The 19,215-nt window shown below is 48.3% G+C and carries 15 protein-coding genes; 10 read left to right on the forward strand and 5 right to left on the reverse strand.

Going from position 1 to position 19,215, the window contains the following annotated elements; translation table 11 throughout:
- Positions 1–94: 94 nt before the first annotated feature.
- Positions 95–523: a cytochrome c gene (locus G3M70_03260; protein ID QPJ60958.1), complete on the reverse strand. Its 429-nt coding sequence runs from the start codon at positions 521–523 to the stop codon at positions 95–97.
- A 630-nt stretch (positions 524–1,153) separates the two neighbouring features.
- Between G3M70_03260 and G3M70_03265 the strand changes: the two genes are divergently transcribed.
- On the forward strand, positions 1,154–1,762 hold the full coding sequence (locus tag G3M70_03265) for a DJ-1/PfpI family protein (GenBank protein ID QPJ60959.1): 609 nt from the start codon (positions 1,154–1,156) through the stop codon (positions 1,760–1,762).
- A gap of 58 nt (positions 1,763–1,820) precedes the next feature.
- Here G3M70_03265 and G3M70_03270 read toward each other — a convergent pair whose 3' ends face one another.
- From G3M70_03270 to G3M70_03280, 3 genes are all read right to left on the reverse strand, one after another.
- Positions 1,821–2,180: an STAS-like domain-containing protein gene (locus G3M70_03270; protein QPJ60960.1), complete on the reverse strand. Its 360-nt coding sequence runs from the start codon at positions 2,178–2,180 to the stop codon at positions 1,821–1,823.
- A 29-nt stretch (positions 2,181–2,209) separates the two neighbouring features.
- Complete coding sequence (locus G3M70_03275) at positions 2,210–2,692, reverse strand: peptidylprolyl isomerase (GenBank protein ID QPJ60961.1); 483 nt, start codon at positions 2,690–2,692, stop codon at positions 2,210–2,212.
- 88 nt (positions 2,693–2,780) lie between these two features.
- Positions 2,781–3,287 carry a peptidylprolyl isomerase gene (locus G3M70_03280; GenBank protein QPJ63693.1) on the reverse strand — a complete coding sequence of 169 codons (507 nt, stop codon included), beginning with the start codon at positions 3,285–3,287 and terminating at the stop codon, positions 2,781–2,783.
- Between the two features lie 371 nt (positions 3,288–3,658).
- On the opposite strand from G3M70_03280, the gene G3M70_03285 reads away from it, so the two are divergent.
- The 3 genes from G3M70_03285 to G3M70_03295 all read left to right on the forward strand — a co-directional run bounded on the left by G3M70_03285 (position 3,659) and on the right by G3M70_03295 (position 9,027).
- Positions 3,659–5,725, forward strand: coding sequence for a DUF3488 domain-containing transglutaminase family protein (locus G3M70_03285; GenBank protein ID QPJ60962.1), 2,067 nt, complete (start codon positions 3,659–3,661; stop codon positions 5,723–5,725).
- A gap of 101 nt (positions 5,726–5,826) precedes the next feature.
- Positions 5,827–7,527, forward strand: a complete 1,701-nt coding sequence (locus tag G3M70_03290; protein QPJ60963.1) for a PAS domain S-box protein — start codon at positions 5,827–5,829, stop codon at positions 7,525–7,527.
- Between the two features lie 168 nt (positions 7,528–7,695).
- On the forward strand, positions 7,696–9,027 hold the full coding sequence (locus G3M70_03295; GenBank protein QPJ60964.1) for a PAS domain S-box protein: 1,332 nt from the start codon (positions 7,696–7,698) through the stop codon (positions 9,025–9,027).
- 362 nt (positions 9,028–9,389) lie between these two features.
- Here G3M70_03295 and nirK read toward each other — a convergent pair whose 3' ends face one another.
- Positions 9,390–10,373 carry a nitrite reductase, copper-containing gene (gene nirK, locus G3M70_03300; GenBank protein QPJ60965.1) on the reverse strand — a complete coding sequence of 328 codons (984 nt, stop codon included), beginning with the start codon at positions 10,371–10,373 and terminating at the stop codon, positions 9,390–9,392.
- A gap of 301 nt (positions 10,374–10,674) precedes the next feature.
- On the opposite strand from nirK, the gene mobB reads away from it, so the two are divergent.
- The 6 genes from mobB to G3M70_03330 all read left to right on the forward strand — a co-directional run bounded on the left by mobB (position 10,675) and on the right by G3M70_03330 (position 19,215).
- Positions 10,675–11,799 (forward strand): molybdopterin-guanine dinucleotide biosynthesis protein B, encoded by a 1,125-nt coding sequence (mobB, locus tag G3M70_03305; protein QPJ63694.1) that lies wholly within the window; start codon positions 10,675–10,677, stop codon positions 11,797–11,799.
- An 85-nt stretch (positions 11,800–11,884) separates the two neighbouring features.
- Positions 11,885–13,093 carry a molybdopterin molybdotransferase MoeA gene (locus G3M70_03310; protein QPJ60966.1) on the forward strand — a complete coding sequence of 403 codons (1,209 nt, stop codon included), beginning with the start codon at positions 11,885–11,887 and terminating at the stop codon, positions 13,091–13,093.
- Between the two features lie 4 nt (positions 13,094–13,097).
- Positions 13,098–14,972 carry a VCBS repeat-containing protein gene (locus tag G3M70_03315; protein QPJ60967.1) on the forward strand — a complete coding sequence of 625 codons (1,875 nt, stop codon included), beginning with the start codon at positions 13,098–13,100 and terminating at the stop codon, positions 14,970–14,972.
- A gap of 212 nt (positions 14,973–15,184) precedes the next feature.
- Entirely contained in the window at positions 15,185–16,951 is a 1,767-nt protein-coding gene (locus G3M70_03320) for an alginate export family protein (GenBank protein ID QPJ60968.1), read from the forward strand.
- Between the two features lie 135 nt (positions 16,952–17,086).
- A complete protein-coding gene (locus G3M70_03325; protein QPJ60969.1) occupies positions 17,087–18,142 on the forward strand; it encodes a hypothetical protein in 1,056 nt (351 codons plus the stop codon).
- A gap of 80 nt (positions 18,143–18,222) precedes the next feature.
- Positions 18,223–19,215: an NAD-dependent epimerase/dehydratase family protein gene (locus G3M70_03330; GenBank protein QPJ60970.1), complete on the forward strand. Its 993-nt coding sequence runs from the start codon at positions 18,223–18,225 to the stop codon at positions 19,213–19,215.

Consider the following 19,215-nt stretch of genomic DNA (forward strand, 5'->3'; position numbering starts at 1 on the left):
TTGATATTCCAGATTGGTGTGAGGAAAATACAATGAGACAAAAAAAAAGGGCGAGGCCCGAAGGCCTCACCCTTGAAAAATCCTGTAGAAGAACTTATTTCATCAAGTCTTCACGAATGTACTTAACAACATCCCAGATTTCTTTGTCTTTCAATTTCATTGGAGCCATGCCGGTGCCTTTGGAACCGTTCTTGATGATCCAGAACATCTGTCCGGCAGAAACGTCTTTCATGGTATCAGCACAAGCGAAGTTGCGAGGTGCAGGCTTCAGGGCCTTACCCAGTTTACCGTCTCCGCCACCAGTTTTACCATGACACATTTGACAGGCCATAGGCTTGGCGGTTTTCTGGTACAGTTTTTCACCATTTGCCTTGTTTGCCTTGGCTGTGTTGTCTTTTCCAGCAATGTTAGCTGGTGCGTTTTTGGTGGCACGTTTTTGAGGACATTTTGCGGCTGCAAACGCGGTGTTGGTCAGCAGGAGAGTTGCCATCAAAGCAACCAGTAAAGTCATCGTTTTTTTCATTGCCCAATCCTTTCTGTTTAATGAACACTTAGGGAAAAATATTGGAGAGACGGTTAAGTTCGACACCGGAAAATTTTAAATTAACGGCCAAAGGTCCGGCCTAAACAATCTCGGAATCCCAGGCTTCAAAATGAGAGCAGATTATATTCTATATGGGGCATCTGTCAACATAAAATTATCCCGACAAACGGTCACAATTGCTACGGTAAAATCACTTTTTAAAACCAGATACATTACTGTTTTTATGAGTGTAACATTAATTTTCCCGCAATGAGCACAAATCCATATTCAAAAAAAATCATCCAAAAAGAACTGAGATTGTTTAATCAAAAACGGTCAAGGCGTAACGTCTGGTATTTTTTAGAGGACTCTATAACTGCAAAAGCCTTTCTTCCCTGAATACAGGCATTTCTGACTAAAAACTCTATTCCGAAGGGAGTGCCAGTATTTGGCCCTTGTGCTAAACTGACCGTCATTTTTGAAGCCCATTTCAAAAATATTTTTCCCATTCAGGGGTCTTTTACTAAAATAAGACAATCAAAATGCCTTAGCATGAGTAATATGGAAACACCTGAACTTGAACCTTACCACCCATTTTAAAGCAGTTGCATTTTTTTGGAGTTGAAATCAATGGATTCTGGAAACCGCCTGGAAGGCAAAAATATTCTGGTCATCATCCCTCGTGATCATTATGACGAAGACCAATTGGAACCCCTGTTGGAAAAGCTTCAAGCCGAAGGTGCCGATGTGAGGGTGGCATCCACTAAATTCAAAGAAGCTGTTGGCATGAAAAACGGACGCCATATGCCTGATATGCTGGTTGTAGATGCTATCGAAGGTATAACCGGCGATGCGTATGTTTCCTCAGGCAAAGGGGTACGTCAGGTCAAGGGTATTTTCCATGGCACTATTGCCGTAGGGGGGAAAGGGGCACGTAAAACGCTCTGGAAAGAAAAGCTGGTCCGGCTCCTTTTCACCGATCGCTACAAGAGTGGAATGGTTGTTGGTGCGATTGGCAACTCCGTCCCGTGTCTTGCAGAAGCTGACTTGATCCGAAACATGGAAGTTTCTGCCGCGATTGACAAGCACACCCGGCCAATCCTTGAACAAGCTGCAGCCATACTGTCAGACGAACCCGTATCCAACTTTGACCGTATTGTGACCGCTTCCGGTCCTGAAGCCATGGATGAGTTTTGCGAGGAAGTGATTAAGGAAATCGCAAAAACGAAAGAAAAGTGATCTCGTCAAACCACGGACAAATCCCACGGACAACTCGAAACCTGTACGGATTGTCTTGCTAAATTCCGAGTTCGTCTTTCTCGCGCTCGCGGGCCGAGGCAATGATTTTCATCCGGAGTTTCATTGCCGCATTCAGTTCCTGGACGATTGATTCTTTCGCATCGGGAAAATAGACCTTCTGGTTGAACTCCTCAAGGGAGTGATTTTCGAGCAGTTTCCCGAAGGCTTCATCGGAAAAGGTCCGGGTCATTTTGACAATATTGTCAAACGAGATCATCACTTTTTCATACTTCTCCCACGCATCTTCAATGATCTCCCGGACAACATTCCCTCCTACTTGATCTGCCGTGGATTCCCGGCCCTGGGGCAGGTTGGTTTTGACAATTTCAAACAATTTGATGGTGATTTCTTTTTCCATTTTTAAAACGCCTTTCCTGAACTCGCGGGTCAACCCAGAATTCTGACTTTCATTTCTACCCGGTCTTCCGGGTTATCACGTCCATCGCGAGGCAAGTTGACAATTTTATCCGCCACTTCCATTCCCGATACCACCTCTCCAAACACCGTGTATTGCCCATCAAGAAAAAACGAATCCTGCACCACGACGAAAAACTGGGAACCCGCACTGTCTGGTTCTGAGGAACGGGCCATTGAAAGAATTCCACGCGTATGCTTGATATCGTTAAACTCTGCCTTGATGGTATGACCGGGACCGCCGAACCCGTGTTTGGACTTGTCTTCCTCTTTTGTATTCGGGTCCCCACCCTGAATCATGAATCCAGGGATAACCCGATGGAAAGTTGTTCCATCGTAAAACCCTTTTTCTGCGAGATCCTTGAAGTTTTTAACATGACCTGGAGCCTTGTCTTCGAAAAACTTAATCTCTATGTTTCCATGATCGGTTTCAATTACCGCGTTTGCTTCCGCCATTCTGTATTCCTTCATTGGAAAAGTTAAAAATCCGGGGCTCCCGCCTCCCTTATAAAAAAGAAAGTTAAATAGGAATCCCCGGATTGGATTATTTTTCTACAATTTTAATGGACTTGATAGCCACCCGGCGCAGCGGGTTGTCCCGTGCATCCCTGGGTTCAGCCACAATTTTATCTGCGACATCCATACCGCTTATCACTTTGCCAAAAACGGTGTATTGCCCATCAAGAAAAAACGAGTCTTTCACCACAATGAAAAACTGGGATCCCGCACTGTTCGGATCCGAGGAACGAGCCATGGACAATATCCCACGCTCGTGTTTGATGCTGTTGAATTCAGCCTTCACTGAATGTCCCGGACCTCCTGTGCCATGCTTTGAACGATCGGTACTCTTTGAGTTGGGATCGCCCCCCTGGATCATGAATCCAGGGATCACTCGATGGAAAACGGTTCCATCGTAAAATCCTTTTTTGGCGAGATTTTTAAAGTTCACCACGTGGTTGGGAGCTTCCTTGGGAAAAAATTTGATTTTTATTGTTCCGTGAGCGGTTTCCATCACAGCGATTTCCTCCGCCAGAACAGAACCCGCGGTCATACAGCAAAATACTAATAAGGCAAATAATGATGACGCAAACTTTTGCATGCAACCTCCGAAATGCTTAAAATGGATAAATCCGGGATCGAATTTCAGGTAGCCCCAACAGGTACATTTCACCTCAGGCGGCCCTTATAGTAAAAGCCTGCAGGTTGCCCTGCAAGCAAAATAACGCGCGACCCGAGGATCCTTTTTCAAACGGTGCAGGCTTCAAAATATCAAGAACCCATCCGTTTTTAAAGCCCCTTTTATATAGATTCCTGAACAAGGTCTGCGGATTTTCAATTTATTTTTTGTGACCATTGGATAACTCAGCCAAACTGAGGGTATCTGCAACTTGACTTTTCCCCGAGTTCGTAAGGGATACCGCCATGCCGGTCCGGTTCTGTTTCATTTTTTTTAATTATCTAATGGCCATTCTCGGGGCAACCTGCCTTGTGATAGCAGGATTGTTCCCCTTCCCAACAGGGGAAACCGTAATCGCAGTTCTTGTTTTCCTCTGCTGGCTGGAGTGGAAACGAAGGATCCCGCTGAAATCTCCGGCATGGTTTTCCCTTATCGCCATTTCTATTATTGTCCTGCCAGTACTTTATTTTTTACTGAACCCTGAAATACCCAACCTTCTGGCAGGGTTTCTTGTGTTTGTGCTTATCACCCGGTTTGTGTTTAAGTCCGAATTCAATGACTTTCTGTATGGCCATCTGATAGCCATCGTGTGTCTATTGATTGGAGCCTTGTTTATCCAGGATTTAACCTTCGCTTTCCTTTTTCTCGGTTTTTTCCTGGTGATGTGCTGGAGCCTGATTTTTTACAACCTCATGGCAGAGCAGGTCGGCAGCCGCAGTCCCCCTCAGGTGTATCGTGAAGCGCAAATTGACGCACGGCTCAATTCGAGCATACTCGGGTTGACCTCTATCCTCGTCCTTTTCAGTCTGGTCTTGACCTCCCTTATCTTTATCAGTTTCCCCAGAATGGGACTCGGAATAGTTGCCCTGAACAAAGGCGGTGTGCCTATCAGCGGATTCTCCGATCGGGTGGAATTCGGTGAAGTTGGACTCCTGAAACAAAACGATACAGTGGTTTTGAGGGTGCAGTTTTCGAAAAACGGCAGGCCTTTTCGTCCTCCAATACCCGCCCTGTGGCGCGGCGTAGCTTTAAATAATTTCGACGGCAAAACCTGGACGTCTACTCTTCAAAATTTCTGGTCCAACAATCACAGGCCAGGCCGGCCTTTGACACTTTTCGCTATGAAACCTGAGGAAATGGTGGTCCACGAAGAAATCTTTATGGAAAATATCGAAACCCCGGTGGTGTTCACCTATGGACTACCGCTTTCTATTGACGGCACCTTTAAAGTGCTGGAAATGGACTCTGCATTTTCCTTCAAAACCGAATCCGAAACCAAAGGGCCACGCCGTTTTTACGCCGTGGCTGATATCGGCCCTACCAAAGCCCATGTGGCGTTTCCTCTTCCAGGTCACCTTGATCCCAGGCAACGCAAATTGCACCTGCAGCTACCCGAGCTTAGTCCTGAAATCAAGTCACTCGCTTTCGAAATTACCAAAAATATTGAAATGGAGGAGGCAAAAGCAAACGCCTTGTTAGCCCATTTCAGTAAAGGGTTTACCTATTCACTGGAAATGAAGGAAACCGAAAGGGCCTACCTGGATGAGTTTTTATTTCACCGAAAAGCCGGGCATTGTGAATATTTTGCTACAGCACTGACCATTCTGCTGCGCCAGTCAGGAATACCCGCCAGAATCGTCAATGGATTTATGGGGGTGGAATGGAATGAAATGGGTGAATACATGATTGTCCGGCAAACTCATGCGCATTCCTGGGTGGAGGCTTTTCTTCCTGAAAAGGGATGGGTAACATTTGATCCTACTCCACCGGATCCCACGGGTGCCGCCCAATCACCCAGCCGATTTTCATTGTACATGGACCTGCTGCGCCTTAACTGGCAACGGTATGTAGTCAAATATAATCTGTCGGATCAAACCAGAATGGCTGAATATTTTGGCGACTCAACCCGGGATATTCTCGATGGATTCAAATCGCTCCCTCAATTCACTCCACAATCGATACTGCCCTTCCTGAAACGAAATTTTGGAAAAATTCTGGGCTGCCTTTTTACGTTGATTATTTTGATTTGGGCCTTAAAAAAAAGCAGGAAATCGCGACTTGTCTCCAAAGAGAAGGCCACTACGGCAACCATCCAATACAACCGAATGCTTTCCAGGTTGGAGAAAAAGGGGGTTATTAAAGAGGCCTGCTGGACCCCTCGGGAATTTATCTCCAAATTAGACGCCTTGACTCCCGAAGAACAAAACCGAGTCTCGGAAATAACACAGATTTATGAAAAATCGAGGTACGCTGGAAAACCTCTGGAAAAAGATGAGGAGCATCATATGAGTTCACTCATCAAAAACATATAAGGGCTTGATTTCTATATTGTTCTCTTTAGAATTAGATCATATACAAAGTATTTTTTTGATTATAAAATTGTCTTTTTAGACAAAAACCTCTGGCCCTGCATTTGAGTTTCGACACAAAAAATATTCCCGAATTAACCGTAGAGATGATCCTGAATGCAGTTGATGAAGGGATTTTTGGGTTGAACCTTGAAGGGAAAACCACTTTTTGTAATGAACAGGCAGCCAGACTATTAGGATATGAGGTAATTGAAATACTGGGGCAACCCCAGCACATTCTCATTCATAGTAAATATCCTGACGGGACACCCTACGACCGCAAAAACTGCCCCATATATGCCGCCTTTAGTGATGGACAGGCACACCATATTTGCGATGAGGTCTTTTGGAAGAAGGACGGAACCCCGCTCCCTGTGGAGTACAAAAGTAGCCCCATATTAAAAAAAAACAAAGTCATTGGAGTAGTTGTCACATTTAAAAGTATCGAAAAAGAACTAAAATCAGAAGGAGAGCGCAATCAGGCACTTTTAAAACTCAACACCCGCGAGAAGGAACTGGAAACCATACTGGACACAATCATCGATGGCCTGATTACGATTGATAAATCCGGGAACATCAAGCAAATAAACAAAGCCGCAGAAAAGATGTTCGGCTACCCATCAAAAGACGTTATTGGTAAAAATGTCAAAATGCTGATGCCGGCCCCCTACTCTGCTGAACACGATGAGTACCTGAAAAACTATTTGAAATCGGGAGTAGCCAAAATCATCGGAATCGGGCGGGAGGTCATTGGCAAGAGAAAAGACGGCTCTACCTTTCCCATGGAACTGGGTGTTTCCGAAATAACCACCGACGAGGGTCGAATGTTTGTTGGCATTACAAAAGACCTCACAAGCCTGAAACAAGCCATGGAAGAGCAAGCCAGGCTGGCCTCTGTCGTTGAAAATACAGACGATGCTGTAATTGGCACTCTCCTCGACGGTACGATTACTCTATGGAATCGTGCTGCCAGAACCGTTTTTGGATTCATCGAAACAGAAATCATCGGACAACATTATTCCAAACTGGTTCCAGAGGAATATAAGAATGAACCGGCCTACCTTATTGAATCGGTAAAACGGGGACAGGTTCTGACCAATTTCGAAACGAAAAGACTCCGTAAAGATGGGACGGAAATCGAAGTCGCCCTGACCCTGTCCCCTTTTCATGATTCTCAAGGCAAAATTATTGGTATTTCATCTATAGCCCGCGATATCCGACAGCAAAAACAAATGCTGAAAGAAAAAGAAGACCTCATTGAAAAGCTGGAGACAGCAACTCTTTCGGATTCCTTAACCGGGCTCCTGAATCGACGGGGATTCTACCAGAGGCTTGAATATGAGCGGGCTCGTTTCCGTCGAAATCATCGCCCTTTTTCCATCCTCATATTGGACATCGATCATTTCAAAAAAATAAATGACTCGTTTGGGCATAACACCGGTGACTATGTATTAAAAGAATTGTCCCGCAAACTCAAAGCCAATACCCGGGAAATGGACACCGTTTGCCGCTGGGGAGGAGAGGAATTCCTGGTTCTTCTAGTAGAAAGCGAAATCAGCGGCGCCCGGTTATACGCTGAAAAACTGAGATCCTCCATAGAAAGTATGAGCCTTGAATTTGATGGGCACAAAATCAGTATCACCTCAAGTTTCGGTGTCTGTGAAATAGAAACCCCGGATTCCAATATTGAAAAGTACATCAAACTCGCAGACGACCGCCTTTACCAGGCAAAATCACAGGGACGTAACAGGGTCGTATCTTCTTGACCCCTCCTTTTTAGACTGATCTCCTGTCCCTCTTACCAATTTCAGGCAGTCTTCTCCCTCTTTAAGCGCCATAATAAAAGCCCCCGGTTTTTGTTGCATAATATATTTGCAACACACCCCCATTTCTCCTAGAATTTTTGTTAAGCATATTCACGGAGCTCCCACTAAATGGAAATCATGACCCACGATAATCTTGACACGGTGTTAGACCTGCTTAATGAAGCTGTGTTTGTTTACAACCCGGATATGAGGATCACCCATTTTAACGCCGCGGCTGAGAAAATAACCGGCCATAAGAAGAACCAGGTGCTGGGGGAAAAATGCGTAGTCATTTTCGACAAAGGACTTTGTATCAATAATTGCGAGTTGTGCATGACAGTGAAGGATGGAGAAAACCAGAAAGTGGAATTCCGTTCCCCATTCATGCGAAGCGACGGCACAAGGCGGATGGGCGAATTCCAGGCCGGGCACCTGTCATTATCACTTAACGATGAACCGCATGTGCTGGTATCGTTAAACGACATCACCGAACTTAATAGACTGCGCAACGAACTGAAATCGATCCACTCCTTTCGCAACCTGGTCGGCAAAAGCCCGGTCATGCGCGACCTCTATCAATCCATCCGCAACGTTGCGGAATACGATTCCACCGTCTGCCTGTTTGGCGAAAGCGGCACGGGCAAGGAACTGGTGGCGCGCGCCATCCACTATGAAAGCCCGCGAGCCGAAATGCCGCTGGTCAAGGTCAATTGCTCAGCGTTGTCTGACCACCTGCTGGAGTCAGAACTATTTGGCCATGTGAAAGGCGCATTTACCGGGGCCGTGCGTGACCGGCGGGGAAAATTTGAAGAAGCGGAGGGCGGCACCCTGTTCCTTGATGAAATAGGCGATCTCAACGAGCGTGTACAGGTGAAACTCTTACGCGTCCTGCAGGAAAAAGAAATTGAACGCGTGGGTGAAAATATGATCCGCAAGGTCAACCTGCGTATCATCGTCGCCACGCATAAAAACCTGGAGAAAGAAGTGGCGGAAGGACGTTTCCGTGAAGACCTGTTTTACAGGCTGAACGTAATCCCCCTCCACCTGCCGCCCTTGAGGGAACGACGGGAAGACATCCCCATGCTGGCCGACCACTTCATAAAAACCTGGAACGGATCGCACACCAAAAAAATCGAAGGGATTTCCAACCAGGCCCTGGGATTGCTCATGGAACATCCCTGGCCGGGCAACATCCGTGAATTGGAAAACACAATTGAGCACGCCTGCGTTAAAACCGGCGACGAGGAATTACAACCATCCGACCTGCCAAGCACACTTCATACGGCGACAGAAACCAGCGGTCCCGCCCGCATGCGCAAACCACGCCGCCGGCTGACCAAAAAGCAGATTATAGAAACCCTAAGGGAATGCGACCAGAACCAGACCCGCGCTGCTGAACAGCTCGGCATCCACCGCATCACCCTCTGGCGCAAGATGAAAGAAAATAATATTGCAGGATAAATACAAATTTTCTTCTTCAGGCACTGGATGAACTTTCTTGAAGAAATATAAAATGATGCTGTAAACCCTGATAGCGACTTGGGAACTATTCTCCGGAGACGATAATTATTTGCTTTGAATCATGTGGACAAGCAGGTTGCGGTATTTTATAGGCCGCATAACCACAGCTTGTCCTTCTGAACGAAACCCGGCGGAGGGAAGAATCTCGCCTTTGTTTTTTAACTGGAACTTAAAACGTAAAAACCCCGGACCACACAAGCGGTCCGGGGTTCCCTCGGGGGGGAGGGCGCGCTAAAGAATCGCAAACGCGATTCCCTAAAGGAAATAGTTACTTTAATAAATACTGAAACAAAGCCGGGAATTTATTTCCCTGCCTTGAACACTTTCGGATTTTCTTTTCCTTCGACTTCCAGTATTCCGATCGCACCCTTGGCCACACGGAAAATACTGTGATCGACCAGTGTGTAATCACCCGGTACATCGACTTTAAACTCGACGATGACGGAACCCGCCGAGGGCACGACCGTGGTTTGCACGTTGCGGTTCACCGCTCCGCCGATCGCACCCTCGACATACACCTTGTCAAAAATTTCACCGATGATATGAAGCGATGAAATCCCGTTGGGCCCGATGTTGCCAAAAAAGATACGTACGGTTTCGCCAACTTTGGCTGTGAGCACATTGTCATTCATCAAAGCGCCCTTGCGCCCATTGAACACCACATACGCAGGATGCTCAGCCAGTCCGTTCTCCAGGCTGAATTTGGCTTTCCCGTCCTTGATATTCGCAAAAAATTCGCTTTCGAACACATAGTATTCCCGGTCCACCTTGGGCAGCCCCCCCTCCGGTTCCACCAGGATCAGGCCATACATACCGTTAGAAATGTGATCCACGATCGAACCCGCCGCACAATGGTAAATAAATAACCCCGGTGCAAGGGCTTTCCAGGTAAATATTTTTTCCTCGCCCGGCTTGGTCGTGTTCACCGCAGCACCCCCACCCGGGCCATTCACGGCATGGATGTCGATATTGTGCTCCTGCGAATTGTCTTTATGATTTGCCAGATGAAACTCCACCGTATCACCAACACGCACACGGCCCATAGGGCCAGGAACGGTGCCATTGAAACTCCAGAAATCGTATTCAACACCGTCCGCAATAGGACCGGTAAATTCCTTCGCTTCAAAATTCATGATTACTTTCATCGGGCCGCGCTTGCCCACAGGGTCTGGAACGTTCGGCGCCGATGCCAAAGGACCCCCGCCCGCCAGTGCATCACCAGCCGTCAATCCAATAGCAACCAAAATTCCAATTAAACCTGTTTTCCAATTGTTCCTGACCCGCATCTCTAATTCTCCAGCTTTAGAAGGTTACATTTCATTTCTTCACCTGCAACCATCTACAAATCCCATGCCAACTGGAAGTAGTTTGGCAAAACCTCCTTGATTAGACTGTTATTTCAGGCTGTTATCGTTTTCCATTAGCTGAAAATAGAAAAATATGCCGAAAAACCTGTTTCATAAATATTTTTGCAACAGTTATGCAATATTTCAACACTATTAAAATGATTCAACGATCCCTCAGATTTATTTCCTCCTCTTTCTATATTGTTTGTCATATGTTCAACGGGGTACAATGGCCATCACTATGGACAGATACTGGGAACGATTTAAAACGCCATTCCTTTGTTTTGCCGGCTTTTCCGGAGTTGGGAAGACCACTCTCGTTGAGCATATGATCCGCCGCTTCAAGGAAGACCGGATTCGTGTCGGTTACTACAAGCACGACGCCCATCGCTTCCGGATGGACAAAGAGGGCAAGGACACCTGGCGCTGCCAGAAGGCAGGAGCCGGCATTGCCACCATCAATGATCCCGAGCATTTCGCTGTGATCGCTGATAATCCCTTCAAGAAGAGGACCATCACCCACGCCCTGGAACAATGCGACTGTATTCTGATTGAGGGCTATAAAAAGTCTCCTTTTAATAAAATCGTTTTTCTGGATGCCAAAGGGAATTTGCCCATTGAAGCTGATGATCCACATATCCGGGCCATCATCCACCAGGGTGTAATCAACGATGAACTGGTAAAAAACCTGACCGTTCCGCTGTTTAACCGCGACGAAATCGAACCCATTTACCAGTTTGTGAAGCAGCACTTCTTCAACTGTGCCAGCCCCCTTTACAGCGCGGTGTTTATTGGCGGGCAGAGCAAGCGCATGGGCCGGCCCAAATTTTCACTGGATTACGATGGCATTGCAGAACCCAAAAGACTGGCCGAGCACCTTGGTAAAATTGCAGACAAAGTGTTCCTCTCGGCCCGACCCGAGCAGGACCTGGCCCCGCTTGGAAACATCCCCAATACGGGGCGGATCAATGACGAGCACTACGGCCTGGGGCCTGTCGGTGGCCTTGCAACCCTGATGGGAACCCATCCGGATGCAGCGTGGCTGGTCGCAGCGTGCGATATGCCATTCCTCGATGCTGCCTCTCTCGAATATATTGTCAGCCAACGCGATCCTTTGCGTTACGGCACCTGTTTTACAAAAAAAGGAGGACTGGGGGTCGAAACCATGTGCGCCATCTACGAACCCAAATTCATCGTGCCTCTTTTCGAAGCCATGAGTCGGCGTGAACTGTCTCTGTCCCGCATCATCAACGAACTGCCTTTCAAACTGGTCAAGGTTCCCGAAGAAAACCGCACCAGCTTCCTTAATATCAACACGCCTGAAGAATATGAAATGGCACGGGAAAAACGGCAGCAAAAAGTGTAATCTTTATAGTACGGACTCCCACTTGCAGGAGTCAGCCTCCAATCACATTTCAATCATCAATTATCGATAAGGAAAATCCGTGGGCATGATTACTGTAGAGGATGCGCTTGCCAGCATCCTTGGAAAAATAAATTTTAAAGGGATCGAACGCGTTTCGCTTGAGCAGGCCTTGGGCCGCATCCTGGCTGAAGACGTGGTGTCGGGCCGAAACAACCCGCCACTCGACAACTCGGCAATGGACGGCTATGCCCTCATTGCGGAGGACGTGAAAGATGCCGGACCCGAAAACCCGATCCGCCTGAAAATGTCCGACAGCATCGCAGCGGGTTATGAAAGTGACCGAACGCTTAAGAGGGGAGAAGCGTTCCGCATCATGACCGGTGCACCGGTTCCCCGGGGAGCCGATTGCGTCATCATGCAGGAAGATACTGAAAAAGACGGCGACGACATCTTGTGTCTCGACAAAGCCGATATCGGAGAAAACATCCGCCGTGCCGGCGAAGATGTCAGAGTCGGTGAAACCGTCATCGAAAAAGGCACACAGCTGTTGCCTTCCCATATCGGGATGCTGGCGGTGGTCGGAAGATCCAGCATTGCCGTTGCACAAAAACCCACAGTTGCTGTGCTCTCTACCGGTGATGAAATTGTTGATTTGGATGGCGACGCTACCGGCCCGCGCATATACAACAGCAACGGTTATATGTTGTCGGCCCAGATAAAAGCCGCCGGGGCGGATCCCGTTTATCTTGGAATTGCGCAGGATACTGAAGAAGACTTGATGAAACATTTCGAATGGGCGCTCAAATGTGATGTGCTCGTTTCCTCCGGCGGTGTCTCGGTAGGTGATTACGATCTGGTCAAAGCCAGCCTGGACAAGCTGGGGAACGAAATGTCTTTCTGGAAAGTTGCCATGAAGCCTGGCAAGCCGCTGGCGTTTGGCCGTATCGGACCCCGTCCTGTATTCGGTCTGCCCGGCAACCCCGTTTCTTCATTCGTTTCGTTCGAACAGTTTGTAAGGCCTGCTCTCCGTAAAATGATGGGCGCCAGTCAACTCACCTTGAAACAGGTGCAGGCCCGTTTGACGGAAACTATTACCAAACGCACCAAACGACTTCACTTTATGAGTGCCCAACTGGAATCCGATAACGGCGAGTACAGCGTATCGCCCGCCAAAGAACAAGGCTCGGGTGTACTGAAGTCGGCCATGAACGCCAACGGGCTCCTGGTTTTCCCGCTGGAGCGGGAAGAAATCAAAAGCGGCGAAACCGTTAGCGTACAGATGCTTGAGGCTTGAACCTATGAATCGAATCCGCCTTCCCCTTCTCTTCATAACTTTGCTTTTCCTTTCGTGTTTTCCCCTACCCGCCTTAGGTCAGGACAGTGCCGCCGGCCTGGATCGCATGATCAGTCAAATAGAATCCAAATTCCCTTCACTTGAAGGGTACGTGGTCGATGTGCAGGGAGCGCAACTGATTCTTGATTTGAAACTGGGGCAGGACCTGAAACCCGGCGACCATTTAAAAGTCATGCGGCTGGGCGATGAAATTATTCATCCGGTCACAAAGAAAAAACTGGGGCGACGTGAGACCGACCTTGGACGCGCCGAAGTCGTAGAAGTTCGCAAGGATTACTCTATAGCCCGAATGGATAATCCTGGTGTTCCCGTTAAAAAGGGAGACGCCGTAAGAAGTTTCTTCAGGAAAATTTCCATCCTCGTGTCTCCCATTCGAACCCCTAAAGGCAGCAAGGTGGATGCTGCAGAACTTGGGCTTGAAATCGAATCACGATTGAACGAACATCCTCGCTTTCAGGTTCCAACATTTGACCTGCGAGTGTGGGCACGGGAAAACAAAGTGACGTTCAACCAGATACCGGGGCCGGAACACCTGCTCGCTTTGCAGTCAGAAGTGGATGTCGATTACCTGTTGATGCCAAGCGTCACTGGGGCTGGCAAACAGGCTGTGATGGACTACCGGCTGGTGTCCGCTGTTGATGGGGATGTGGTTGCGCAATCACGCCTCATGACGGACGCGCCCATAAAATCAGCACGGACCGATCAGACCCGCCGCAAAGCACGCAGAAAGGCACCACGCTCCGGAGGCGTGCAGGCTGATTTTGGAGGTGATGGGGATGGACCGCTTGAGTTTGCAACCAAACAGGAGTTTGAATTTGAAATCGTCGACATGGATACCGGGGATGTAAACGGTGATGGCAAAACAGATTATGTTTTCATCAGCCCGGACCGCGTACGATTTTATAAATTTGTCGACCAGAAGTTCAAACAGGTCTCAGTTTATCGGGCACCAGAAAAAGGCTCGCAATTTATTTCCGTAGATGTGGCTGACATCAATGGAAATGGTAGAGATGAGATTTTCGTTACCTGCAATGTAGGTCAACGGCTGCAATCGTTTGTACTGGAATTGGTAAAAGGTAAGAAAAGGTTTACCCTTATAGAAGATGAAATGAACCTGTATTTTCGGGTTATAAAGCCCGAAAAAAGGAAACCGATGTTGCTCGTGCAGGAGCCCGGTCACGACCGTCCCTTCCGTCCGTCGATTTTTGAATACAGCTGGAAAGGAGACGAGTATGAGGAAATCCGTGAACTGGAACTTCCGCATATCCCAGGTCGACCTTTGGTTACCATCTATGGGTTCACCTTGGCTAACATCACTCCTACCAAGGCCTTAGAAACCATTTTCCTTGACAGTAATTATCACCTGCGCGTATACTCTGCTAAAGGCCGTCTTCTTGTTAAATCGGATGAGTATTACGGTCATGACCCACGTGTCATTGATGTTGCTCTGAAAGAACAGATTCCGGGGATACACAACTCGGATGGTGACGTACAGGCTGTGCCTTACAGGGGGCGGCTTTCCGCGTCGCATAAGGGCAAGCAACGGTTCCTGTTAATCCCGCACAATCACAGGTTCGGGGGCAGTCTTGTCGACAGGATGACCGTGGTGAACAACAGCAGTCTGGTGGTCCTGGGGATTGACCGGGAGGGGGTCCACAAGGTTTTCGAAACTCGAAAACAAAGTGGCTATCTGGCCGCCCATGGGATCGCGCCTGCTTCTAACCCATCCAGAAAATGGGTTCACTCAGTCCATGTTGCCAGTCTGGGGGATCTTGGATTGGGGAAAAAAATCAGCACGATATTCACTTATAGTTGGTAATTAGTTTTAAATTAGGTTACTATTTGAAAGCTGTTTGCCATCCCAATATGCGTGGCCGTAAGTTCAGCTTTCTCAAAAGCTTAAGTAGCAAAAAGAAATTCGATGATGAATTCGATCAATCTTTTTTCGAATTTTGAATAGTGGGAGTTTAACTTTTTTTAATTGTTGAGTTTGCATCTGCCTTTATTAGCTCAATTTGGAGGAGGTAAAGTATGAAAAGAAATTTCTTGACCGCACTGTCTCTGTCCGTAGTTATGGTCGGTGGCATGGTCGCAAATGCGGCGGCGGCTGATATCACCTTTGGTGGTCAGTTGCGGCCTCGCTTTGAAGTTTTCGAGCAGAACGACTTCAATGACGTAACCAATCCGACTTACATGATCAGTACCCGGATCCGGTTGAACGTCAACGCAAAGATTAATGACAAGACCAGCGCATTCATTCAGATGCAGGCGCGTGGTGTTTACGGTGCTGGTGGTAGTGGTATTACCGCTGGCGGTATCCCTGCTCCATTGCACGGTGACCGTAATGCCGCAGTTCCAAGTGATGGTGTGACCGATGTAGGTCTGCATCAGGCTTATTTCATCCTGAATGATTTCTTCGGCGCTCCTGTTGACCTGAAATTCGGTCGTCAGGAAATCGTACTCGACGGTCACCGCCTGTTCGGTAACACCGGTTGGACCCAGGGTGCACAGACCCACGATGCAATCCGCCTGGATCATCACCATGGTGAGCACACCATTTCCTACATGTTCATCAAGGGAACTGAAACCACTGCAGCGGTACCAACAACTGTTGGTGCTAACGTAGGTGCTCCGGCTCTCGGTGGTGCAGCTCCTGGTGCAGCTATTTTCGGACTTGGTACTTGTGGCGGCGCGGGCACAGACATTGATGACGATTGTGACCGGAACGACCATGTTGTTCACGCTAACCTGAAAGGCATCCTCGGCGGCGCACTGTCTCTGTACTTTGTTGCTACCGACGATAACTCTTTCAACGCACCACTTCTTTTGACTGCTGGTGGTTTGACTCCTGGTTCAGCTCTGCCTGGTTCTGGCCTGAACATGGATAACGACATCTACACCATTGGTGCACGTCAGGCTGGTCAGCTCTTCGGTATCGACTATCGCCTCGAAGGTTACTACCAGTTTGGTGAAGCTGAAGGTGTAGCTGCTGCCGCTGGTGGCGCTCTCGGTGGAGCTTTGGGAACGGCAACTGCTTTCTCAACTGCTTTGACCACCGCTGCTGGTACTGCTGCTAACCCGCTGAATGCACGTCTGACGACTGCTAGCGCTACTGGCCTGACTCAGCTGGCTAACTACGGTGCTGGCGGAACTTCTGGTGTTGATCGTGGCGCATACATGTTTGGTGCGCGTATCGGGAAGACCTTCAACAACGTAATGTGGAAGCCTTCATTCACTCTCTGGTACGATCACCTTTCTGGTACCGATCTGGATGACGTAGCTGATAACGACTTTTCCACATTCGACACTCTGTATGACACCGGTCATAAGTTCTACGGTTTCATGGATCTGTATCTCAACCCGAACGGTGCGGATACCGCATATCTTGGTTTGCAGGATCTTGCTGCCAAGATGTCCATCAAGCCTATGGCTAACTTGACCTTGAAGGCTGACATCCACGCTATGTGGACAGAAACTGACATCGCTGATGACCTGAACGACCTCGGTATCGCAAATGGTACTGCGGCTGTTACAGCTCTGGGCGCGGTTGGTGGTCTGGCTGCTGGTAACACCACTGTAGTTGGCGATCTCGACAGCCACCTGGGTGAAGAGCTCGATCTGACTGCAGTTTACAAGTACAACCCAAACACCACGATTTCTGTTGGTTACTCGCACTTCTGGGCTGACGACACTTTCCATCTCGTCAATGCACGGAACACGTCTGCGGCAGTTCCTCCGAACTCCACCAACGACGACGATGCGAACTGGGCTTATGTACAGTTTGATGTCAAGTTCTAAGTAAAGCGTACTTCCAACCCGGGCGGGATTTCCCGCCCGGGTTTTTTTTTGCCTTTTACTTCCCGCCTTTTCCTTGTGAGTGTTCCCTTTAATTTTTATAATGAATGTATCGTTCACTCACCTAAAGAGAATTTGATGGCTTTCAAAAAATACTGCCTTTCAGTTTTATTCACTATCCTTCTGTCAACAAACCTTTCCCTTGCAGACGACGACTCTGCATCTACACTTTCCATAAATGGTAAATCCGTTCCCCAGGTGGTCGCTGTGGTCAACGGAGTGAACCTGCCTGTACAGTTTCTTGAAAACCAGGTAGCCGCCTACAGGATGCAACTCAAACAACAGGGTGTTCCCCCAACTCCTGCTGATGAAGAGGCTTTTGCCCGAGATGCTCTGAATAGGATGATCGACCAGGAAGTGCTGTACCAGAAACGAAAAGAACTCGGACTCAAAGCGGACCCCGAAAAAGTGAATAAGGAAATCGAGCGGATCGCCAGCCAATTCCCCTCAAAGGAACTGTTCCTGAATGCCCTGTCCGTACAAAGGCTCGATATGAATATGCTCAAAACCAGCCTGGTCAAAAAATTCATCGACGATGAGTTTCTCCGGAAAAAAATTGCACCGAATGTAAAACTTCCTAAAGATGCCGCGAGCCGTTATTACCAAGCCAACCTGAAACAGTTTGAAAAACCAGAACGGTTTACAATAAAACATATATTCGTTTCTGCATTGGCATCCCCCCCCCATGCAAGAAAGGATGTCAGCCCGGCTATTCGCAAAAAGGCCGAGAAGCTCCAAAAAATGATTCTCGATGATGCGAAAAATAAAATCGATGAGGCGTACAAAAAGCTTAAGTCCGGAAGTTCTTTTGAAAAGCTGGTAAAAGAGTACTCTGAAGACAGCAATTCAAAAGACAAGGATGGTCTTTTGGGTGATGTGGTCCCCCGTACCGTTTTTCCTGAAATGTCTGCCTGGTTACCGCGACTAAAGGCAGGAGAGTTCAGTGAACCCATCAAAACTCCTCTGGGTTACCACATTATGAAAATGGAAGCCCGGTTGCCAAAGGAAATTGTCCCTTTGAAGGATGTCGAATCTGATATCCTCAACCATCTACTCAAGCAGGAGCTTGAAAAAGCCCGTGACGCAGAATTAAAAACAATGAAAGCGAAGGCAAAAATCCAGCAGTTTTTTTAGGATTGGACTCCCCACTCCGGAAAAATATTTTTCATTACCGCCTTATTTAACCCGATGCCAGATTCCTGCTCCCAAACTTCATGACCACACTCGTTACCGGTGCCACCGGTTTTCTGGGCTCCGCCATTGCCCGCGAATTGTTACAAGATGGACGTAAGGTGCGCGTCCTGCTGCGCAAGGAAGCGGATCGGCGCAACCTCGAAGGACTCGATGTCGATCTCGCTTTTGGTGACCTGCGCGATAAGCCATCTCTCGAAGCCGCCATGGAGGGCTGCGAAAGCCTGTACCACGCAGCAGCTTATTACAGCCTGTGGAGTCGGGACAGCAAGACTATGTATGACATTAATGTAGAAGGCACGCGAAATATTCTTCAAGCGGCCCAAAGGGCAGAAACCCCCAGAGTGGTGTACACCAGCACGGTGGGATGTATTGGTCTGGTTCCCGATGGTACCCCGGCCGACGAAAACACCCCGTTTGACGACGCTCTGCTGGTCAACGATTACAAACGATCAAAGTACCAGGCGGAGCAGGTAGCCCATCAGTTTGCTGCCGAGGGACTGCCGGTGGTCATCGTAAACCCGAGTGCTCCTGTCGGTCCTAACGATATCAAACCGACGCCGACCGGCCAGATCATTCTGGATTTTCTGTTGGGCAAGATGCCGGCATATATCGATACAGGGTTGAACCTGATCGACGTTCGGGATTGCGCGCGCGGCCACATACTGGCGGAAACCAAAGGAACGGCAGGGGAACGCTATATTCTGGGTAACCGCAACATGTCCCTCAAGGAAATCCTGGACACACTGGCAGGCCTCACAGGGCTCAAGGCGCCATCAGTGAAGATGCCTTATGCCGTTGCCTATGCGGCAGGATGGGTTTGCGAGGCGATCTCCGACTGGGTGACGCATAAACCACCCGCCATCCCGCTGGGTGGCGTCAAAATGGCCCGGCACCATATGTATTTCACCCCTGCAAAGGCAGTGCAGGAGCTCGGCCTACCTCAAAACGGGATCGAGCGTGCCCTGGAAGATGCGGTACGCTGGACCCAGGATCACCTCATTAATCAGAATTGA

The sequence above is a fragment of the Candidatus Nitronauta litoralis genome (assembly GCA_015698285.1).
In the GTDB taxonomy this organism is placed as follows: Bacteria; Nitrospinota; Nitrospinia; order Nitrospinales; family Nitrospinaceae; genus Nitronauta; species Nitronauta litoralis.

Bases quoted from the DNA above. Each gene is read 5' to 3' on its own strand.
- G3M70_03260 (QPJ60958.1), bottom strand. From the start codon at position 523: ATGAAAAAAACGATGACTTTACTGGTTGCTTTGATGGCAACTCTCCTG.
- G3M70_03265 (QPJ60959.1), top strand. From the start codon at position 1,154: ATGGATTCTGGAAACCGCCTGGAAGGCAAAAATATTCTGGTCATCATC.
- G3M70_03270 (QPJ60960.1), bottom strand. From the start codon at position 2,180: ATGGAAAAAGAAATCACCATCAAATTGTTTGAAATTGTCAAAACCAAC.
- G3M70_03275 (QPJ60961.1), bottom strand. From the start codon at position 2,692: ATGGCGGAAGCAAACGCGGTAATTGAAACCGATCATGGAAACATAGAG.
- G3M70_03280 (QPJ63693.1), bottom strand. From the start codon at position 3,287: ATGACCGCGGGTTCTGTTCTGGCGGAGGAAATCGCTGTGATGGAAACC.
- G3M70_03285 (QPJ60962.1), top strand. From the start codon at position 3,659: ATGCCGGTCCGGTTCTGTTTCATTTTTTTTAATTATCTAATGGCCATT.
- G3M70_03295 (QPJ60964.1), top strand. From the start codon at position 7,696: ATGGAAATCATGACCCACGATAATCTTGACACGGTGTTAGACCTGCTT.
- nirK (QPJ60965.1), bottom strand. From the start codon at position 10,373: ATGCGGGTCAGGAACAATTGGAAAACAGGTTTAATTGGAATTTTGGTT.
- mobB (QPJ63694.1), top strand. From the start codon at position 10,675: ATGGACAGATACTGGGAACGATTTAAAACGCCATTCCTTTGTTTTGCC.
- G3M70_03310 (QPJ60966.1), top strand. From the start codon at position 11,885: ATGATTACTGTAGAGGATGCGCTTGCCAGCATCCTTGGAAAAATAAAT.
- G3M70_03315 (QPJ60967.1), top strand. From the start codon at position 13,098: ATGAATCGAATCCGCCTTCCCCTTCTCTTCATAACTTTGCTTTTCCTT.
- G3M70_03320 (QPJ60968.1), top strand. From the start codon at position 15,185: ATGAAAAGAAATTTCTTGACCGCACTGTCTCTGTCCGTAGTTATGGTC.
- G3M70_03325 (QPJ60969.1), top strand. From the start codon at position 17,087: ATGGCTTTCAAAAAATACTGCCTTTCAGTTTTATTCACTATCCTTCTG.
- G3M70_03330 (QPJ60970.1), top strand. From the start codon at position 18,223: ATGACCACACTCGTTACCGGTGCCACCGGTTTTCTGGGCTCCGCCATT.